The sequence below is a fragment of the Vibrio sp. 10N.222.55.B11 genome, from assembly GCF_041473705.1.
In the GTDB taxonomy this organism is placed as follows: Bacteria; Pseudomonadota; Gammaproteobacteria; order Enterobacterales; family Vibrionaceae; genus Vibrio; species Vibrio crassostreae_C.
This window is the reverse complement of record NZ_JBFRST010000003.1, coordinates 47,770-66,554: the sequence shown is the minus strand read 5'-3', so window position 1 is coordinate 66,554 and position 18,785 is coordinate 47,770. Positions and strand designations below refer to the sequence as shown.

The following is an 18,785-nucleotide window of genomic DNA, read 5'->3' as shown; positions in this document are numbered from 1 at the left end:
TGGCAGGAGTAAGAAAACACCTTATCGATGAATTAATCAAACTCGTTTCCCGTCAAAAATGTTAAAAACACACAACCCCACGTCATTAACGTCAAAATAGGTTGCTTTGGTGGTTTTTCGTACGCAATTGTTAAAGTGATGTGACTCGCATTTGGTTTTGAGGTTCTTGCAGGTTGTAAGTGGCCACTAACTTTAAAGGCTTTTTATTATAATGCCTTACCCTACGTTGGTATAATTGTAGATCTCGGTCACTTGCCAGTTTTACGTTAAATTTCCCTAGAAAATTAAATCTGCCGTTCTGTTGTGACTCGCTTCTCAAACTGCAACAAAGAGTCAGATAACGGTCAGATATGATTGAGAATAGAACGAAAAGTACTGACGGTTACCAGCACGCACTGTGAGTAATTAGCGTGAATTTCCCCTTGTTTAAAGGCGTAAAAAAAGTGCGTTGCAAGCGTTGGGATTCTACTTTTTGTGATTATTAGGCGTACAAAAAAGCCCACGCTAGGTGGGCTCCATTATTCAAAGTATCGTGATGTTGGTTCAGGGATTAACTGGTCAGTAGTTTCTGAAGTTTATCTCTTAGCATCTCAATATGGGTTCTTTCTGGCGTCTGTTCTTTACAGTGTTCCAGTATGAATTCGATTGAGCTCAGTACCGTTCGCCAGCGAGGGGTTTTCGGTAGGGTTTCTACGCGTAGGTATTTGTCTAGCGTTCGAGTTTGCAGCGTACTGCGGTCTAAGTAGACGCGCCACAAGCCACTCTTCTCGGCGAAAGCGAACTTGGTTTCACCAGTCACCGATTCCCAGTAGATGATGGCATTAGTCATCGCATCGACCAGTACCTCGCGCATTAACTCTTGCTTGTTTTTACCTTCACCGGTTGCCTTGTCAGCAAGACGAGTAAATTCTCCGCCAAGCTCCTTCAACTGTTGCAACTTATCTTTGTCGCCTTCAAAGGCATAACTAGAGAGAGCTTCAACCGCCGTTTCAAGGTTATTGATTCGGTTTGAGTTAACACCACCACCTACATTGAAGATATACATGGTGTCGAGCCCTGAGCCTTCAGGCAGCTTAAGGATGTCACTTGGTATGCGCTGACGTGTATCGTCTATATAGATATCAATATCACCGCAGTAGTGGGCTTGTTCTACCTTAAGGTATTTAGGTGCAATGATCTCGTCGGCCATTGAGCGTTTAAGTTGTTCTTGTCCGCGTCTGAATAGCTTCGCCGCAGCTTCGTTAGCAAAGCGAATACGTTGGTCGTCACGAATACAGATGATGGCTTCAGGTGCCGATTCTAGTTGCTCTAATAAGCGGCCTTGAGTTTCTAACAAGTTAGCCTCAACCATCGCTCTATGTTTGAGCTCGAGTTGCAGTTGGTCGTTTTCAAGGCGTCTTTGTTCAGCTTTGCTTGCTGATAGATGTGCTGTAATTCGAGCCGCTAGTTCTTGTTTGTTGAACGGTTTAGACAAGTAGTCATTGGCGCCAGCTTCGAAACCTCGAACACGGTCTTCTGCTTGGTTGAGTGCCGTTAGCATGATGATTGGCAACTGAGCATGATCGTATTGCTTACGCAGTGCTTCACAAACCTGATAGCCGCTCATTCCTGGCATCATGATGTCGAGTAGAAGCAGCTCTGGCTTCTCTTTCTCAATCAGTTCAATGGTTTCAGGGCCATCACATGCAGTACGTACTCGATAACCTTCTAACTTCAAGAAGCTGTCTAATACTCGCAGGTTAACCGGCTCATCATCGGCGATAACCAATAACGGGCCATCTGGGTTTTCACTGATAACACTATTTTCTTGTTGGCTGTTATCAATTAAATCAGGCGCTTGGAAGTGCGAGTAGTGACCTGATTCGTTGTAACTGTCTAACTCATCTTGAGTAGCTAGGGGCAGGGTAAAGCTAAACGTAGTGCCGAGCATTGGTTGGCTACTAACGTACAGTGAACCGCCCATTAGCTCGATCAACTGACGACTGATTGATAATCCAAGCCCTGCACCTTGGCGGTAGTTACTCGCATCTTGGCCTGCTTGAATCAATGGCTCAAAGATGTGCTCAAGGTACTCGGCCGGTATACCTTGGCCAGTATCGACAACTTGTACACGAATGTTGTCATCGATAACGCTGGCAGAGATAACAATTTTACCTTCTGAGGTGTACTTGATGGCATTGCCGACCAAGTTATACATCACTTGCTCAAGTCGTTGAGGATCCGATGAAACCAGACCTAAATCACTTGGGACTTGGTTAATAATACGGATTGGCTTATTGCCCAATAGGTGATGAGACAACTCTAGGACCAAGCTGGTGGCTGCCGACAAATCAACGGCTGATTTCTTAATATCTAAGCTGCCATAGCGCATCTTGTGATAATCAAGCAGATCATCAACCAAGGTCGCCAATCTCTGACCGCTATTGATGATGATATCCAACTGATATTTCTGATTAGCAGGAATAGGGCCGTTAGCTCCAGATATCAACGCTTCAGCGATACCCACCATGCCATGCAGTGGTGTTCTCAATTCATGTGAAGTAGTCGCTAAGAACTCATCTTTGAGTTTATTTGCCAGTTGTAACTCTTCGTTTTGCTTTTGAATGGTCTTAAGGTTGTCCTCAAGCTCATCGTTTTGGCTTTTGATGAGCTGCATTTTTTCACGAATAGATCGCTGCATTCTTTCGAAGCTCACCGCGAGTCGGCCTATCTCATCTTTGCGCTCGGTATTGATCATGGTTTCATCGAGATCACCCGCCGATACTTTTTCGGCAGCCCACGTCAGTTTAAGCAGTGGGGATGTGATGAAGTTAGACAGATAGTGCGATGCAACGACTACCAGAATGATCGCCGTTAGCATCACGATCACGAAGATCTTTTCTAACTGATGAATACGGGCAAACGCCTCTTTCTCTGGCAGCTCTACGACAAGAGCCCATGTTGCGTATTTCAGTTCAATTGGCGTATATGCCGCGATGATCGCTTGATCTAGGGTGTTGTCGAAGGTGCCAACCGCTGTTTCGCCAGCCAATGCTTTATCGACAACATCAAGGCTCAAGTTGATAGATTCTTGTGAATGAGCAAGGCTACGCGGCAGGTGATCATCACCTACAAGCAGCGTTTGAATATTCGAACTCTTGTTGAGATCCGCAATCAACTTAGTAATGCCGTTGATTGGTAGCCTAAACATCGCGTAACTGTGTAGGTAGCCTTGTTGAACGATAGGTGCGCCTAGCCATGCGGTCTGTTTGCCATTCTCGTCTTTAAAGTCAGAAACGATAACCGGCGTGTAATCTTCGTTAGATTTGCGTCGGTCGGTTACGTCTTTGGCTAGTCGTTGAAAGGTAATACCTAGGTTGGAGTCCTTGTATTTTCCTGTCAGCAGATTGGTGCCGTAATCGTCATTTTTAAAGACGGAATAAGCGACGTTACCGTTGATATCAACTAAGAGAATATCGTCAAAATCAGAGCGTTTAAGCAGTTCTAGGTAAGCATTATGGTAGCGCTTGTGGAGCAGGCGATAACGCTCGCTGCCAATAAAGCTGCTGGATTCAGGGAGGATCGACGTTTTGATTTGATCGCCAGAGCCTTGAATATAGCGCTGCTGTGCATTACTGCGTGCCTCGTCAATATCTAACCCCAATCGTTGAAATGCATTGATCAAACCATAAAATCGCCCGCCACTGGCATTGGCCAATTCTGAGCGAACAAAGCCCATCACTTGGGATTCTTGAGCTTGTAGGTAATCGACAATTTGCTGCTGCTTAGTATCACGAACCGAAACAAGGTGTGAGGTGCTTTGTTCCTGGAGATCCTGACTGTGCGATTGGAGGAAAAATATCGCGATAAGTGTCACAGGGGTAATACTGAGGACAAGAAATGCCAGCATTAGGGTATTTTGAAGGCGCTTAAACTTCTGCTTACGATAGAATCTAAACATAAATTGGGTACTACTTTCCTTTGATGTACTGCTAAAAGGGGCGAAAACAAGTACAGAGAATAGAATTAACGGGTTCCAATTTAACGAAATTAACGAGTTTTTTTACTTTGACAAGTAAGTGGTATTTAAAGCGTGTGCAAAAGCTCATTTTTATAGAGTTTTGACAAAAATATGAACAGACAGCGCAGATAATGACCCTGCGCTGTGCTAGAGAGGTTATTTGTTTGCGTGATAGATCGCGAATTTAGTGGTCTTATTTAGAGTCGCGCATTTTCCAAACGCTTGTTCAATAATTGGAATGTATTTTAAGAAACTATTCGCAACAATAATCATCTCACCAGAACGCTTCAAATGCTTAGGAGCCTGAGAAAGTAAGGTCTCAGTCGCGCTGTAGCTAGTGTCTAAACCTGAATGGAATGGTGGGTTACTGATGATGAACTGATAGTCTTCTGCAGTATCAGAATAGACATCGGATGCGAAGACTTTACCCGTTAAACCATTCGCTTCTAGCGTTGCTTGGCTTGATGCCACGGCAAATGCACTGATGTCGCACATTTCTAGCTCGATATCTGGGTTACGAGATGCCATCACCGCGCCCAATACGCCTGCACCACAGCCAAAATCCAGTACCTTGCCTTTTAGTTTTGGCAGAGTATCCAACAGAAGTTGGCTACCGACATCGAATTGACCGTGACTGAAGACGCCAGGAAGGCTTTTTACCGTAAGTGATTGCTCACCAATGTTAACCGTGTAGGTCTTAAACCAGTCTTGCAGGTTGAACGCTTGTGGTTGCTCGAAGCATTGACCCCAGTAGAAAGAGCAACGACGCGCTGAATCGTATTTAACAACTTTGCCGTAAGGAGCAAACATCTTCTCGATGCTTTTCACGCCTGAACGGTTTTCACCAACCACGACGATCTCGGTATCTTTGCCTAGCTTGGCAAATAGCATCGCCAACAAAAATTCCGCTTCCGCTTTGGCTTTTGGCCAGTACAACATCACTAAGTCGGCTTTAGTCTCTTCGGTAAACTCCGCACCATAAAAACGTTGGATGGTGTTGTAGCCTTCTAATTGACGGTAGTAGCTGTAATTAGAAGTAAACACAGAGACAGATTCACAATGCTTCGCTAACTCAACAGGGAACAAGTCTTCTGCCTCACCGGCAACTAAAACATGTTTGCCTTCAAAGTAGGCGAGTTGGCGTTGAGCAATCTGGCTTGGTGCAATATAAGCTGACATAGGACACTCTGTTGAATCGTTAGCAAAAAATGAGGGCGGATTTTCGCATAATCCGCCCAAAGCTTGAAGTGTTTAATACGGGTTCGCCAATCAAGTTGACATCAAGTTTGTTAACTCTTGTCTTGCTGGTTTAAAAAGTCCTTAAACTCTTCATCGTAGATGTTGAATAGGACAATGGTAATCGCAAAAATCAATGGTCCGTAGATAAGACCAATTAGGCCAAACAGTTGAATACCACCCAATAGTGAGAAGAAGATCATCAGGGTATTCATGCCTGCACTGCCTTGCATTAGCAGCGGACGCAGAAGGTTATCAATTGAACCAACAATCGCTACACAGTAAACCGTTAGGAAAATCGCCCACGTGGTATCACCAGTTAGGAACAAGTAGGTTGCTGCTGGAATCCAGATTAATGCGGTACCCACAACTGGGATGAAAGAGGCAAAGCCCATCATAGTACCCCAAAATAGACCTGGGAAACCGGCAATCCACATACCTAAACCGCCGGCAAAACCTTGCGCTATTGCGGTTAAGAATGAGCCCATTACTGCTGATTTAGATACTTGTTCTATCTCTGTTAGAAGTTTGTCTTCTTGGCTACGAGACAGCGGCAGAATATGACGAACCACACTGATGATTTTGTCATGATCTCTTAATAAGAAGAACAAAACGAACAGCATCAAGAAGAAATCCATCAAGAAATTGGTTGCGTCACCTAAGATTTTGGCACTGATACCAACTAGCTTAGAACCAAAGCTGGTCGCAAACTCACCGACTTTTTGTGCGATGGCTTGGGGCTCAATGTTGTCGAAAGGCAGGTAGTTATTCACAAATGACAGCGCTTTGACCACTAACGGATGAGCAAACAGAGTCTGAATGCCACCGTGGGTCACCCATTGGTAAGTATTCTGAGAGAACAGAGAACCTTGCTGAACAATTGCTGCGAATACTGCCAATAAAGGGATAACAATAATGAAGGTCAGTATGATACAAGACAGCAGAGAGACGATGTTTTCTTTATTCGGGAGCTTTTTTTCAAGCCACTCATGGATTGGGAACATCAATAGTGAAATGATAAAGGCCATCACGATAGAGTTAACGTATGGCTCGATAAGCAAGTAACAAGCATAAGCCGCCGCGAGTAGGGCAATGATGATCACCCAGTGGCTGGAATTGATTTTGAGTTTTTCTGACACGGTAATGGTCTCTATATTTGCGTTCTGAGTTTATAATGGCTGCAAAACAGAGAGTTAGCAATGAGGAGTTTTGATAATGGGATGCTGTAATAAAGATAAGAAATGCCAAGACGAAGAACAGCAAACAAAAAAAGAGATCCCTTGGTTCAGAATGTTCCTTGGTACCTTGATGTTGTTGGTTTTCCTTTTCTGGGAACGTTAATGCTTTTGGTTCAGCTTTAGCCTTAGTCGACGGCTAAATAAGCTGTCATATTTGTGGCTGGTGAGCGCGATATATAAAAAAGGGCTGCATTTAATGCAGCCCTAAATTCAATCGGTTAGCGACTTATTAAGTGCTTTCGATTATTTGCTTTCAGCAGCAATGATCGCAAGAGAGCGGTCAGCAGCTTCTAGTGTTGCATCAAGTTCTTTTGAACCATGAGCAAGAGAAGTAAAGCTTGCTTCGAATGCTGAAGGTGCAAGGTAAACACCGTGATCTAACATTAGGTGGAAGAAGCGCTTGAAGCGTTCTACATCACACTTAGTTACATCTTCGTAGCACGTCACAGTTTCTTGATCTGTGAAGAAGAAACCAAACATACCGCCAACTTGATGAACTAGCATCGGGATGCCGTGCTTGTCAGCAAGTTGCTTGAAGCCTTTTGCCAACTGCTTAGTTTTTGAAGCTAGACGCTTTTCGTTGCCTTCTTCTCGTAGAAGGTTCAAACATGCGTAGCCAGCAGCCATTGCCACAGGGTTACCTGAAAGCGTACCCGCTTGGTAAACAGGGCCAGTTGGTGCGATGTATTGCATCACGTCTTTACGACCACCGAAAGCACCGACAGGCATGCCGCCGCCAATCACTTTACCAAGACACGTTAGGTCTGGCTTGATGTTGTAGTAAGCCTGAGCACAACCTTCAGCAACGCGGAAACCTGTCATTACTTCATCAAAGATTAGCAATGCACCTTCTTGATCACAGATTTCACGTAGACCTTCGTGGAAGCCTTCTACAGGAGGGATACAGTTCATGTTACCCGCTACTGGCTCAACGATGATACAAGCGATCTCGCCTTTGTTTGCTGCGAAGATTTCACGTACTGAATCTAGATTGTTGAAGGTTGCTGTTAGCGTTAGTTTCGCAAAATCAGCCGGTACGCCTGGAGAGCTTGGTTGACCTAAAGTCAGTGCGCCAGAACCAGCTTTTACAAGTAGGCTGTCTGCGTGGCCGTGGTAGCAGCCTTCAAACTTAAGAATTTTGTCACGACCAGTGAAGCCACGAGCTAGACGAATCGCGCTCATTGTTGCTTCTGTACCTGAGCTCACCATACGTAGCTGTTCCATCGATGGAACCATCTCAGATACAAGTTCAGCCATTTTGATTTCAGTTTCGGTTGGAGCACCGAAGCTAAGGCCGCGTTGAGCTGCTGCAATCACAGCATCACGAATAACAGCGTGGTTGTGACCAAGGATCATTGGACCCCAAGAGCCAACGTAGTCGATATACGCTTTACCATCAGCATCAAAAATAAGTGGGCCGTCAGCGCGTTCAACGAAGATTGGAGAACCACCTACGCCATTGAATGCACGAACTGGAGAGTTTACGCCACCAGGAATAGTTTGCTGTGCTTTTTCGTATAGCTCTGCTGATTTGGTCATTGATATATCCTCTTTTGACTGTCGGACCAATTGGCACGCATTGTACCTATCCACAATCCAAGTAGGAATGCTTTCGCCCAGATAATCACCCGAATCTGGTTGTTTTGTGTGGTTACACGTTTTAATTGTTAGATATTAGCGAGTTTACAGCAGTAAAAGGACCGATCCGGTGGTGAATACTTGAACGTTTCAGTCAGGTATTAGATAATCATCAGAATATAAGAAAATACTCAACAACTATGGTCTCGAATTAGATTTGTATCATGTTGTTTTTGACACAGGTAAGAGAGGTTGTCGTGAGCGAAGTAAATATCCCATTGTCTTTTTCTGATGCAGCAGCTACCCGCGTACAAACGCTAATTGCTGAAGAAGAAAACCCAGAACTAAAACTACGTGTATACATTACAGGTGGTGGTTGTAGTGGCTTCCAATACGGCTTCACATTTGATGAAAAAGTAAATGATGGCGACACTACGATTGTAAACAGCGGTGTAACGCTAGTTGTTGACCCTATGAGCCTACAGTACTTAATGGGCGGCATGGTTGATTACACTGAAGGCCTAGAAGGCGCACGTTTCTTTGTAAACAACCCTAATGCAACAACAACATGTGGTTGTGGCGCATCATTTAGCGTATAGGCTGGCTCGAAAGTTAACTTGAGTTAAAAGTTATCTTGGAAATACTGTAAACGCCGAACTTATGTTCGGCGTTTTTGTTTATAAGAAAATCATTATATAAAACAGAGAGTAAGCTAATCTATTCAATTCGTTTAGCTTATGAAAATATTTACAAATTCGATGTGTAATATTTATCTCATCAGTTTGAATTATAGTAAACGCCATATTTTTTAAATTGTCGATAGCGTCCAACTTCGATCGGTGTTGCTCTGTTAAGGTAACTCTTTGTGCATCAGGATGTTGTACATTACGTTGTGCAATAAAATCGCACACCTAAACCACATGGCACAAAAGGATTTGGTATGTCTACTCACTTTTCTGGCTCATCGCTTTCTCAAAAGTTCACGCAGCCTTGGTTAGTTTCACTTGCTCTTGTGATTTTATTGTCGATCTGGCTTGGTTTAGGCGTAGGGCAAGCAGAAGAGTCACCTGAAAAAAAGGCAACAGAAATTCCGCTGGCTAAGGTTTCCTTTCAAACCTTCACCTCATCACCGACCTTTAAAACGATTGATCTCTATGGAAGAACGGCGCCCGATAGGCATGCTCGTCTAGGTGCAGAAGTCGCGGGTAAGATTGTCAGATTGAATGTTGTTAAGGGGGGGATGGTTAAAGCAGGACAAGCCATTGCCCAGATAGATAAGGGTGATTTAGAGATTCAACTAGAGCGAGCATCTGCGTTATATCGCTTGAAGCAGAAAGAGTTCAAAGCGGCGCAGTCACTGAAGAAAAGAGGACTGCAAGGTGAAATCGCCTACACCACAGCTGAGGCTTCATTAACAGAAGCAAAAGCCATGATGCGCAATGCGGAATTGGCTTTAAAGAATACTGTGATTACTTCGCCTTTTTCGGGTGTGGTTCAAGATTTGATGGTGGAGCTCGGTGATTTCGTTAGTGTTGGCGATCCTGTTGCTGGCGTGATTGACCTCGATCCTTTGGTTATTGAGGCGGATGTCAGTGAGCGTCATATCCAACATTTGCTAGTCAATCAATCTGCTTTGGTTCGTTTGTTAGGGCGAGAAGAAGCGGAAGGCCGTTTACGCTATGTTTCTCGTATCTCTTCTGTTGCTACTAATACCTTCCCAATCGAGATAGAAATCGATAACTCTAAAGGCCTATTACCAGCAGGTGTCAGTGCCGAAGTTAAACTCAACCTAGAAACAAGAGATGCAATAAAGATAACACCGGCGATGCTAGCATTGGATGAGGCGGGTAACCTAGGGGTCAAAACCTTGGTTTCAGTCGATGACTCACCAACGGTGAAGTTTGTAGGCATTCAGCTAGTAAAGGCCGAACAAGATGGAGTGTGGCTCACGGGGCTAGGTCAACGCGTCGATATCATCACAGTAGGCCAAGGGTTTGTGCGTGATGGTGATTCGGTGATTGCTGTTGAGCAAGTCGCTGAACTCTCTAACGTAACCGCAGAGTAGGAGATAACCGATGTATTCAATTATTGATGCAGCCTTGTCTCGTGCTCGAACAATGCTCTCCCTTTTAGCGTTAATCCTTGTAGCCGGTGTCGTCACCTATATCACGATACCTAAGGAATCGAGCCCAGACATTACCATCCCAATTATCTATGTTTCGGTCGGGCACCAAGGGATCTCGCCAACGGATGCAGAACGTTTATTGGTTCGACCTATTGAGCAAGAGCTGAGGTCGATTGAAGGCGTAAAAGAGATGACAGCAACCGCAGCAGAAGGGCATGCCTCTGTTGTGTTGGAGTTTAATGTTGGCGTCGATCTCACCAAAGCAATGGCCGATGTGCGTGACGCGGTTGATCTGGCTAAACCAAAACTACCAGAAGACAGTGACGAACCGACCGTAAATGAGGTGACGCTGGCTTCTGAGCAACCTGTTTTGTCTGTTGTGCTATTCGGTACCGTTCCTGAGCGCACCATAGTGCAAATTGCCCGAGAGCTTGGAGACAAATTAGAAAGCTATCGCCAAATCCTTGAAGTCGATATTGCGGGCGATCGCGCTGACATCGTCGAGATCATTGTCGATCCGTTATTGATGGAGAGCTACAGCTTAGATCAAGCGGATATCTATAATCTGATCGCTCTGAACAATCGAGTGGTGGCCGCAGGTTTTGTTGATACTGGCTACGGACGTTTTTCTGTCAAAGTCCCTTCGGTATTTAACTCCTTAAAAGACGTGCTTGAGTTGCCTATTAAAGTGGATGGCAAGCAGGTGGTCACTTTTGGCGATGTCGCTACGGTTCGCCGAGCGTTTCGAGATCCTGAAAGCTTTGCCCGTTTAGATGGCAAATCCGCGGTTGTCTTGGATATAAAGAAGCGAGCGGGTGAAAACATCATTGAAACCGTTGAGCTAGTCAAGGCAGTAATGGCTGGTGCTCAGCAGCAAGCGGAATGGCCAAATAACCTGTTGGTCAAATACACCTGGGATGAATCTAAAGATGTGAAGATCATGCTTAATGATCTGCAAAACAATATCTTATCCGCCATTATTCTGGTGGTGATCGTTATCATCGCGATTCTTGGTGTGCGTACCGCTTTGTTAGTGGGTATTTCCATTCCAGGCTCATTCCTAACCGGGTTATTGGTTCTTTCGGTGTTTGGCTTAACCGTCAACATCGTAGTGCTGTTCTCTCTGATTATGGCGGTGGGGATGCTAGTAGACGGTGCGATTGTGGTGACCGAATTTGCAGACAGGCGAATGCAAGAGGGTGAAGGGCGCAAAGCCGCTTACCGAGATGCAGCGAAACGGATGGCGTGGCCAATAACCGCATCGACTGCCACAACCTTAGCCGCATTTGCTCCGTTACTGTTTTGGCCTGATGTGACGGGCGAATTTATGAAGTTCTTACCACTAACTCTGATCGCGACTTTAACTGCATCATTGATCATGGCGTTGTTGTTTGTGCCCGTGCTGGGCGGTTTGATTGGCAAACCTCAATACGTATCGTCTAAAAGCCAAGCTCGAATGGTCGCACTGCATAATGGTGACTTTTCACAGGCTACTGGTTTAACCAAGGCTTACTACCACACGCTTTCTTTAGCGATTAAACACCCCTTTAAGATTTTGTTCAGTGCGGCACTGCTCGCGGTTGCAGTTGGTTTTACTTATTCAAAAGCGGGTCTAGGTGCAGAGTTCTTCCCAGAAGTTGATCCGCCATTCTTTAATGTCAAAGTTCGCTCGCATGGGGATCTGTCTATCCAAGAAAAGGATGACATCATGCGTGATATTGAACTGATGATGCTCAATCATGATGAGTTCGATACCGTTTACACGCGTACTGGTGGTGACGACCAGATTGGTTTGATCTCAATTACGCCTGTTGACTGGCAATATCGACGCAGCGTTAAGGCGATTATTGATGAGTTGAAGGTACAAACCGATCAATACGCTGGTGTCGAGATTGAATACAAGTTCCCTGATGCTGGGCCTCCGGTTGAAAATGACTTAGTGATTGAGCTGTCGGCAAGAACTCCAGAGCAGCTCAATCAGGCTGCAAAAATTGTGAGAGGTTGGGCTGATGGAAATAAAGCACTGACCAATATCAGCGATACTGCGAGTAACGATGGCATCGATTGGAAGGTGGATATTCGCCGCGACGATGCTGCGCGCTTTGCAGCTGATGCGACCTTAGTGGGTAATACCGTTCAATTCGTGACTAATGGTCTCAAGATTGGTGATTATCTGCCCGATGACTCTTCAGAAGAGGTCGATATCTTGGTGCGCTACCCTAATGATAAGCGTGATATCGGGCGCTTCGACCAGCTTAGGGTGAAAACGCCAGCAGGTTTAGTACCTATTACTAATTTCGCTCAGATCGTTCCCGACCATAAGCAAGACACCATTAAACGCCTTGATGGCAAGCGTGTGGTGAACATCATGGCGGATATGGAAGAAGGGTATAACCTTGCTCTCGAACTACCAAAGATTGAACAAGCATTGAGTGAGCTAGGGCTGCCGAGTAGCGTGGAATTTCGCATCCGTGGTCAAAACGAAGAACAAGAAAACTCGTCAGCCTTTTTACAAAGTGCTTTCTTGGTTGCTTTGGCGGTAATGGCTTTGATTCTGATTACTCAGTTCAATAGCTTCTATCAAGCGTTTTTGATTCTGAGTGCTGTATTGTTTTCGACCGTTGGCGTGTTCGTTGGCTTACTGATCTTCCAACGTCCGTTTGGCATTGTGATGTCGGGAATTGGGGTAATAGCGCTCGCCGGCATAGTCGTGAACAACAACATCGTGTTGATTGATACTTATAATCAGCTCATCAAAAGAGGCTTGGACAAGCGAGATGCGATTCTAAGAACCGGTGTTCAGCGTTTAAGGCCAGTAATGCTCACGACGGTTACGACTATCTTAGGTTTAATGCCGATGGTGTTAGAGATGAACATCGACCTGATTAATCAAAAGATAGAGTTTGGCGCGCCAAGTACACAATGGTGGTCACAGCTTGCGACCGCTATTGCTGGTGGTTTGGCGTTTGCCACGGTGCTGACTTTAGTATTAACCCCTTGTTTGTTAATGCTTGGACGGAACAACAAACCTGAAAAACAGTAGCTAGTTGTGGTATGTGAGCATAAAAAAGAGCGCCTTGATGGGCGCTCTTTGCATTTTTCTATTTTGCAGTGAAGCTACAAACGCCTAGTTAGTCGCTAGTAACTGACCGTATCGCTCAAGGTTTCTTAATCGAATCTCTGAGTTGGCAATAAAGGTTGCTTTTGCTTTACCAGTTAACGACTTGGATTGAGGCAATTTCACGGTACGCGCATTTTTATGTACGCCATTAACCAAGAATTCATAATGTAAGTGCGGGCCAGTCACACGGCCTGTACCGCCCAAAGTACCAATGGTTTGGCCTTGTTTTACGCGCTGACCGGTTTTCACCATACGTCGCTTCATGTGCAGGTACTTGGTGATGTAGGTGTTGCTGTGGCGGATGAACACGTAGTTACCATTGAATTGGTTGTAACCTGACTTCTGAACAATACCGTCACCGGCTGCCCAGATAGGCGTGCCAACAGGGGCTGCGTAGTCAGTACCGCGGTGAGCTCGAATCTTACCGGTTACTGGGTGTCTCCTGGTAGGGTTAAAGTTCGATGTTACGCGACGAAAATCAATTGGTGAGCGCAAGAACGCTTTCTTCATTGCTCGACCATTTTCATCGAAGTAGTTGCCGCTTTTATCATCCAATACCGCGGTAAATGAATCGCCTTGGTTTTTGAACACGGCTGCCATGATCTTACCGCGACCAACTACTTCACCTTCAACCACTTTCTCTTGGTATAAGATTTTGAAGCTGTCGTTCTTACGAATATCTAACGCAAAGTCGATATCCCAACCGAAGATGCCGGCCAGTTCCATAATTTGGTTTGCGGTTAAACCTGCGCTGACGCCAGCGTTCCAGAAGTTAGAGGTGATGTTGGCTTCGGCATAATTGTATTGGTATACCACTTCTTTTTTGTCGAAACTTGATGAGAAAGAATCGCCAGATTTAGTGATCTTGAAGCTTTCAAACGCACTAAGTTGTCGTTTTAACTGAATAAGGTCGTTGTTTTCATCAAAGCCGAACTGCAAGACATCACCAGGTCTTAGGTTAGACAGCTGCTTCTTAATATCATTATTGGTATTGAGTAGCGTGATCAGCAGACGGTATGAGAGGCCAATACGTTCAAATAAAACAGAGGTGCTTTCGCCAGAGCGAACGGTGTATTTCTCCCAATTGAGCACTGCCGTCGGTGGAGCGTCACTTGAGCTAATAAGTGCAGAGGCATTGATAGTCAGTGGGTAATGTTTTCCCACAACTAAAGCGCCCGAATCGTCACGCAAACTGTTGACGTCGGGGAGTAAGAAAATCGCGACGAAAATTATGGCACTAAAAAATGCGATAAAAGCCCGGTGCAAAATAGGAAGGCGTGCAAAAATAGACAACATGTTCCGGTTCGTTCTGTAAATATTATGAAAATCGACGACGGAATAGTGTAACTGGTTTCAAAATACATCGCTATTCAAGTAAGATGTCTAATTAATGTATTTTTGCCAAATCTGTGGGAGTGAACAAGAATGGCGAGTATTGAAGCTGCACTAGCCGAGATCAAACGTGGCGTAGAAGAACTGATTCCAGAAGACGAACTGATTGCAAAACTAAAAGAAGGTCGTCCTTTACGCATTAAGCTGGGTGCCGATCCAACAGCTCCAGATATCCACCTAGGCCATACGGTTATCTTTAACAAGCTTCGTGCTTTCCAAGAGCTTGGTCATGAAGTGACATTCCTTATCGGTGATTTCACTGCTATGGTTGGTGACCCATCAGGTAAAAACTCAACACGTCCACCGCTAAGCCGCGAAGACGTATTGAAGAATGCTGAAACTTACAAAGAGCAAGTATTCAAGATTCTAGATCCTGCGAAGACGCAAATTCGTTTCAACTCTGAATGGCTATCTGAGCTTGGCGCTGAAGGCATGATTCGTCTTGCTTCTAACCAAACTGTTGCTCGTATGCTTGAGCGTGATGACTTCAAAAAGCGTTACGCTGGTGGTCAACCGATCGCAATCCACGAATTCATGTACCCACTTCTACAAGGTCACGACTCTGTTGCACTAGAGAGCGACGTTGAGCTTGGCGGTACTGACCAGAAGTTTAACCTTCTAATGGGTCGTGAACTGCAAAAAGCGGCAGGTCAAAAACCACAAGCGGTACTGATGATGCCACTACTTGTTGGTCTAGACGGTGTTAAGAAGATGTCTAAGTCTGCGCATAACTATATCGGTATCAGCGAAGCACCAAGCGAGATGTTTGGTAAGATCATGTCTATCTCTGACGATCTAATGTGGAGCTACTACGAGCTACTGTCTTTCCGTCCACTTGAAGAAGTGGCAGAGCTGAAAGCTGGTGTTGAAGCGGGTAAAAACCCACGTGACGTTAAAGTACTTCTGGCTAAAGAGATCATTGCTCGTTTCCACAGTGAAGCAGATGCTGATGCAGCAGAGCAAGAGTTCGTTAACCGCTTTGCTAAAAACCAAGTGCCAGATGATATGCCTGAGTTCGAATTCGAAGCGGGTCTACCAATTGCTAACGTTCTAAAAGAAGCGGGTCTTGTAAACTCGACTTCTGATGCGATGCGTATGATCAAGCAAGGCGCTGCTAAGCTTGAAGGCGAGAAGATTGAAGACAGCAAATTCGTGCCTGAAGCAGGTACTGCCGTTTACCAAGTAGGTAAGCGTAAGTTTGCTCGTATTACTATTAAGTAATATTAAATCTCAATGATTTAACGAAAAGGCATCTACGGATGCCTTTTTTATTGACCCCTATTTATTGACAGGAATTTGACGAAGTTTTTGAACGGCTATTGCTACACTATGCGCGCTGTCATATTGACAGTAATTCTGGAGATTTTTATGAACAATACCGACCATCCTCCTAGTTTGAATGGAGAAGAATAACCCGTCTCGGTATTGATCTATTGTCCTGCCGTTCGGGTAGGGTATCTTTGTTTTTCCCCCTCATTCTTTTCCACACACTAGATTCTAACAAGTAGACACACCAGTAGCTTTCAGCTCTTGGTGCGCATAAATCCATAAATCTATAAATCTATAAACTTATGCTATTTGTTTTGATGGTCGTTACCTTTGCCAATCGGGAGATTCGCCATGACGGTAATGAACAACACTTTTTTATCTATTGAAGCTCTGTACTCAGAGCAAGACATCCAAGCTGTATCGAATGCATTTCAGCAATACGGGCGTGAGCAGCAAGTTAGGCTTCTCAACTGTATGCCGCTTGAAGATGCAGTACTTGTATTAGGGCAATGCTCTCTAAGTACGATTCAAGCTCTACTTAGTGAGTTAGAGGAGCAAGGCTTTGAAAAGCGTTCGCGACATCTAGCTCACCAACTAGGGCTAATCTATTCAGAGGTTGAGCCTCAACAGGGGTACCTTTCTACAGGTGTATTAAGCCATGTTAGACAGCGTATCGGTTGGATTATTGCGCTGGCACTGCTAGGTATCGTTTCTGGTCTTATCATCGCTCAGTACGAAGATATCCTAAGCCAGTTGGTACTGCTGGCTATCTATATGCCAGTTATCGCTGCAGCGGGAGGTAACACGGGAACACAAGCCGCTACTTTGGTGATTAGAGCCTTAGCCACTGGTGAATTGAAAAAACGTCAGTGGGCCAATGTTCTATGGAAAGAGTTTAGAGTGGCTATTTGTTTAGCACTGGCGATTGCCGCGGTAATGATTGGACGTATCTTGCTGTTCAGTGAAAACCAGTCTACTGGTGGTTACGACATTAACATGATTGCCTTTGCTATCGCTGTTGCTCTGTTTATTCAGGTGACAATATCGACGGTTCTTGGCGGCGGGTTGCCTATCGTGGCTCGTTTGTTCAAGTTGGACCCTGCAGTGCTAGTGAGCCCAGTGCTTGCTTCCATAGTTGATATCTCAGGAATGTGGATCTACTTCACCGTGGTTAACTCATTCCTCGGTATCGCTTAGCTCCTATAAAAATAGGCACCTATAAAAATAGCTAAATACATCTGAGAAACAAAAATGGCGCTGCAGATTGAAGGTCTTCAGCGCCATTTTTATTGTTTGAGTAGAAGTTTACACAGAGCCAAACATTACTTCGATTTGCTTTGTGTTTGACTGAACTCAACTACATCTTTGTAGAAAGCACGCTCAAACTGGGTGATTGGAGCCTCTACCGGTCTGTCTGGATCTTGCTCTTCAGGGAAGTAATCACGAATAAACTGCACAAACAAAGAGTTTGGTTTCCCGGACTCATCTAAACCATATCCCGCCATGTTGTACGTTCCGTACAAAGAACCACTTTTGGCTGTGATGTTGCCCTGAATCGGTGCTTTTCTCATGCTTGGACGGTACTTGAGCGTTCCATTTACACCTGATGTAGGCATAGCCTCAATTAGGTTGAGCTGTTGATCGTTTTCCCAGATATAACGAAGCACTTGAGCCATGGTCTGTGACCTCATTCGGTTATTTCTAGATAGCCCTGAACCATCGACGAGCTGCGCTTTACTGAGGTCAATATTAGCCTTGGTCAGCAATATCTGCTTTATCGCTTCAGTACCGTTATTGAAACTGCCTGGTTGAACATAAAATGTGGCTCCTAGCGTTTTAGTTAGATTATCTGCGATAAGGTTATCCGACTTCTTGAGCATGATATCGAGCAGTTCAGGAAGCTTTTCTGAGTTGTGACTAGCGACTAACGTGGTTTTGTCTGCTTTCTCTTTTTTACCAATAATCACATCACCTTTTACTTCTATTTTCAGTTCTTCAAGAAGCGATGCAACAACTTGATAGGTGTAAAGTTCTGGATTTTGAATGGCGAACTTAAGTGGCAGTGGCTTTTTGCGCTCAACCAAGCAACCAGAGAGCTTGTAAGCGTTATCTGGTGTGGTGATGAGTTCCAAGTCGCATTGTGTCGCCTTCTGCCCAGAGCGAGTTACCGTGGCAGCGGTGGTCGTCACGTCTATCGGATAGTGAGCGGGAATATAAACGCGAGTGCTGCCATTACCTTTTGTATAAATAGAGGCTTGTGCGCAGTTGCTGTCTAAGGTCATTGCACTAGAAGGCGCGCTGTAACAAACCCCTAGAATGTCCCAAGGCCAACCCACCGCTCGCTGATAGCCCGTAAAAGTCGAGTTATCTAGGTATAAGTTGCCCTTGATGGTTCTGGATTGAGACTTAGCATACTGAGCTAACAGGCTTTTTAGCTGTTCACGTTGTAGTGTTGGGTCACCGCTAAATGAAATGATCGAATCATTGCCAGAACGAACAATGCTGGTGATGTAATGAAAGTTGTCGCCCAGCTCTAATTTAGCCGCTAAAGCCGTCACCAGTTTTAACGTGCTGGCTGGTGGATAAAAGTCATCGCTATTGGTATTAAGCTCGCTTGAACCATTGCTTAACGATTTGATGATCAAACTCGTACTACTACCATCGGGCAGTGTATCTAGCGGGGCGTATGCGTTAACAGATAAAGCGCTAATGGAAAAACTACATAGCAGTAGTGTGGATAGAAGGCGCATAGAAGATTGTCTTGGATGGCTGATGTTTTCAGTATACAGATATAAAAAACGCCCGCTAGAGAGCGGGCGTTTTGAT

The 18,785-nt window shown here is 44.9% G+C and carries 12 protein-coding genes; 6 read left to right on the top strand and 6 right to left on the bottom strand.

The window, feature by feature from the left end:
• Positions 1–550: 550 nt before the first annotated feature.
• The 3 genes from AB4503_RS00690 to AB4503_RS00680 all read right to left on the bottom strand — a co-directional run bounded on the left by AB4503_RS00690 (position 551) and on the right by AB4503_RS00680 (position 6,375).
• Complete coding sequence (locus tag AB4503_RS00690) at positions 551–3,940, bottom strand: response regulator (protein WP_017063266.1); 3,390 nt, start codon at positions 3,938–3,940, stop codon at positions 551–553.
• 216 nt (positions 3,941–4,156) lie between these two features.
• Complete coding sequence (gene rsmC, locus AB4503_RS00685; protein ID WP_017066801.1) at positions 4,157–5,179, bottom strand: 16S rRNA (guanine(1207)-N(2))-methyltransferase RsmC; 1,023 nt, start codon at positions 5,177–5,179, stop codon at positions 4,157–4,159.
• A 110-nt stretch (positions 5,180–5,289) separates the two neighbouring features.
• The gene (locus tag AB4503_RS00680) at positions 5,290–6,375 is read right to left on the bottom strand and encodes an AI-2E family transporter (protein ID WP_017059406.1); all 1,086 of its coding nucleotides are present in this window, start codon (positions 6,373–6,375) and stop codon (positions 5,290–5,292) included.
• 76 nt (positions 6,376–6,451) lie between these two features.
• Here AB4503_RS00680 and AB4503_RS00675 point away from each other — a divergent pair, with 76 nt between their 5' ends.
• Complete coding sequence (locus tag AB4503_RS00675; RefSeq protein ID WP_004734537.1) at positions 6,452–6,577, top strand: hypothetical protein; 126 nt, start codon at positions 6,452–6,454, stop codon at positions 6,575–6,577.
• Between the two features lie 140 nt (positions 6,578–6,717).
• Here AB4503_RS00675 and hemL read toward each other — a convergent pair whose 3' ends face one another.
• Positions 6,718–8,013, bottom strand: a complete 1,296-nt coding sequence (hemL, locus tag AB4503_RS00670) for a glutamate-1-semialdehyde 2,1-aminomutase (RefSeq protein ID WP_010436060.1) — start codon at positions 8,011–8,013, stop codon at positions 6,718–6,720.
• A 296-nt stretch (positions 8,014–8,309) separates the two neighbouring features.
• Here hemL and erpA point away from each other — a divergent pair, with 296 nt between their 5' ends.
• The 3 genes from erpA to AB4503_RS00655 all read left to right on the top strand — a co-directional run bounded on the left by erpA (position 8,310) and on the right by AB4503_RS00655 (position 13,220).
• Positions 8,310–8,651, top strand: a complete 342-nt coding sequence (erpA, locus tag AB4503_RS00665; protein WP_004734539.1) for an iron-sulfur cluster insertion protein ErpA — start codon at positions 8,310–8,312, stop codon at positions 8,649–8,651.
• A gap of 341 nt (positions 8,652–8,992) precedes the next feature.
• Complete coding sequence (locus AB4503_RS00660) at positions 8,993–10,117, top strand: efflux RND transporter periplasmic adaptor subunit (protein ID WP_372113359.1); 1,125 nt, start codon at positions 8,993–8,995, stop codon at positions 10,115–10,117.
• Positions 10,118–10,127: 10 nt separating this feature from the next.
• The gene (locus AB4503_RS00655; protein ID WP_372113357.1) at positions 10,128–13,220 is read left to right on the top strand and encodes an efflux RND transporter permease subunit; all 3,093 of its coding nucleotides are present in this window, start codon (positions 10,128–10,130) and stop codon (positions 13,218–13,220) included.
• A gap of 84 nt (positions 13,221–13,304) precedes the next feature.
• On the opposite strand, the gene AB4503_RS00650 is transcribed toward AB4503_RS00655, so the two are convergent.
• Positions 13,305–14,594 carry a peptidoglycan DD-metalloendopeptidase family protein gene (locus AB4503_RS00650; protein WP_065584911.1) on the bottom strand — a complete coding sequence of 430 codons (1,290 nt, stop codon included), beginning with the start codon at positions 14,592–14,594 and terminating at the stop codon, positions 13,305–13,307.
• 129 nt (positions 14,595–14,723) lie between these two features.
• Between AB4503_RS00650 and tyrS the strand changes: the two genes are divergently transcribed.
• Entirely contained in the window at positions 14,724–15,911 is a 1,188-nt protein-coding gene (tyrS, locus tag AB4503_RS00645) for a tyrosine--tRNA ligase (protein WP_372098446.1), read from the top strand.
• 399 nt (positions 15,912–16,310) lie between these two features.
• Entirely contained in the window at positions 16,311–17,156 is an 846-nt protein-coding gene (locus AB4503_RS00640; RefSeq protein WP_017059400.1) for a magnesium transporter, read from the top strand.
• A 125-nt stretch (positions 17,157–17,281) separates the two neighbouring features.
• On the opposite strand, the gene dacB is transcribed toward AB4503_RS00640, so the two are convergent.
• The gene (dacB, locus tag AB4503_RS00635) at positions 17,282–18,709 is read right to left on the bottom strand and encodes a serine-type D-Ala-D-Ala carboxypeptidase (RefSeq protein ID WP_372113355.1); all 1,428 of its coding nucleotides are present in this window, start codon (positions 18,707–18,709) and stop codon (positions 17,282–17,284) included.
• Between the last annotated feature and the right edge of the window lie 76 nt (positions 18,710–18,785).

What these genes read in the sequence shown, in the direction of transcription:
- AB4503_RS00690 (WP_017063266.1), bottom strand. Translation starts at nt 3,940, where the DNA reads ATGTTTAGATTCTATCGTAAGCAGAAGTTTAAGCGCCTTCAAAATACC.
- AB4503_RS00660 (WP_372113359.1), top strand. Translation starts at nt 8,993, where the DNA reads ATGTCTACTCACTTTTCTGGCTCATCGCTTTCTCAAAAGTTCACGCAG.
- hemL (WP_010436060.1), bottom strand. Translation starts at nt 8,013, where the DNA reads ATGACCAAATCAGCAGAGCTATACGAAAAAGCACAGCAAACTATTCCT.
- rsmC (WP_017066801.1), bottom strand. Translation starts at nt 5,179, where the DNA reads ATGTCAGCTTATATTGCACCAAGCCAGATTGCTCAACGCCAACTCGCC.
- AB4503_RS00675 (WP_004734537.1), top strand. Translation starts at nt 6,452, where the DNA reads ATGGGATGCTGTAATAAAGATAAGAAATGCCAAGACGAAGAACAGCAA.
- tyrS (WP_372098446.1), top strand. Translation starts at nt 14,724, where the DNA reads ATGGCGAGTATTGAAGCTGCACTAGCCGAGATCAAACGTGGCGTAGAA.
- AB4503_RS00650 (WP_065584911.1), bottom strand. Translation starts at nt 14,594, where the DNA reads ATGTTGTCTATTTTTGCACGCCTTCCTATTTTGCACCGGGCTTTTATC.
- AB4503_RS00655 (WP_372113357.1), top strand. Translation starts at nt 10,128, where the DNA reads ATGTATTCAATTATTGATGCAGCCTTGTCTCGTGCTCGAACAATGCTC.
- AB4503_RS00640 (WP_017059400.1), top strand. Translation starts at nt 16,311, where the DNA reads ATGACGGTAATGAACAACACTTTTTTATCTATTGAAGCTCTGTACTCA.
- dacB (WP_372113355.1), bottom strand. Translation starts at nt 18,709, where the DNA reads ATGCGCCTTCTATCCACACTACTGCTATGTAGTTTTTCCATTAGCGCT.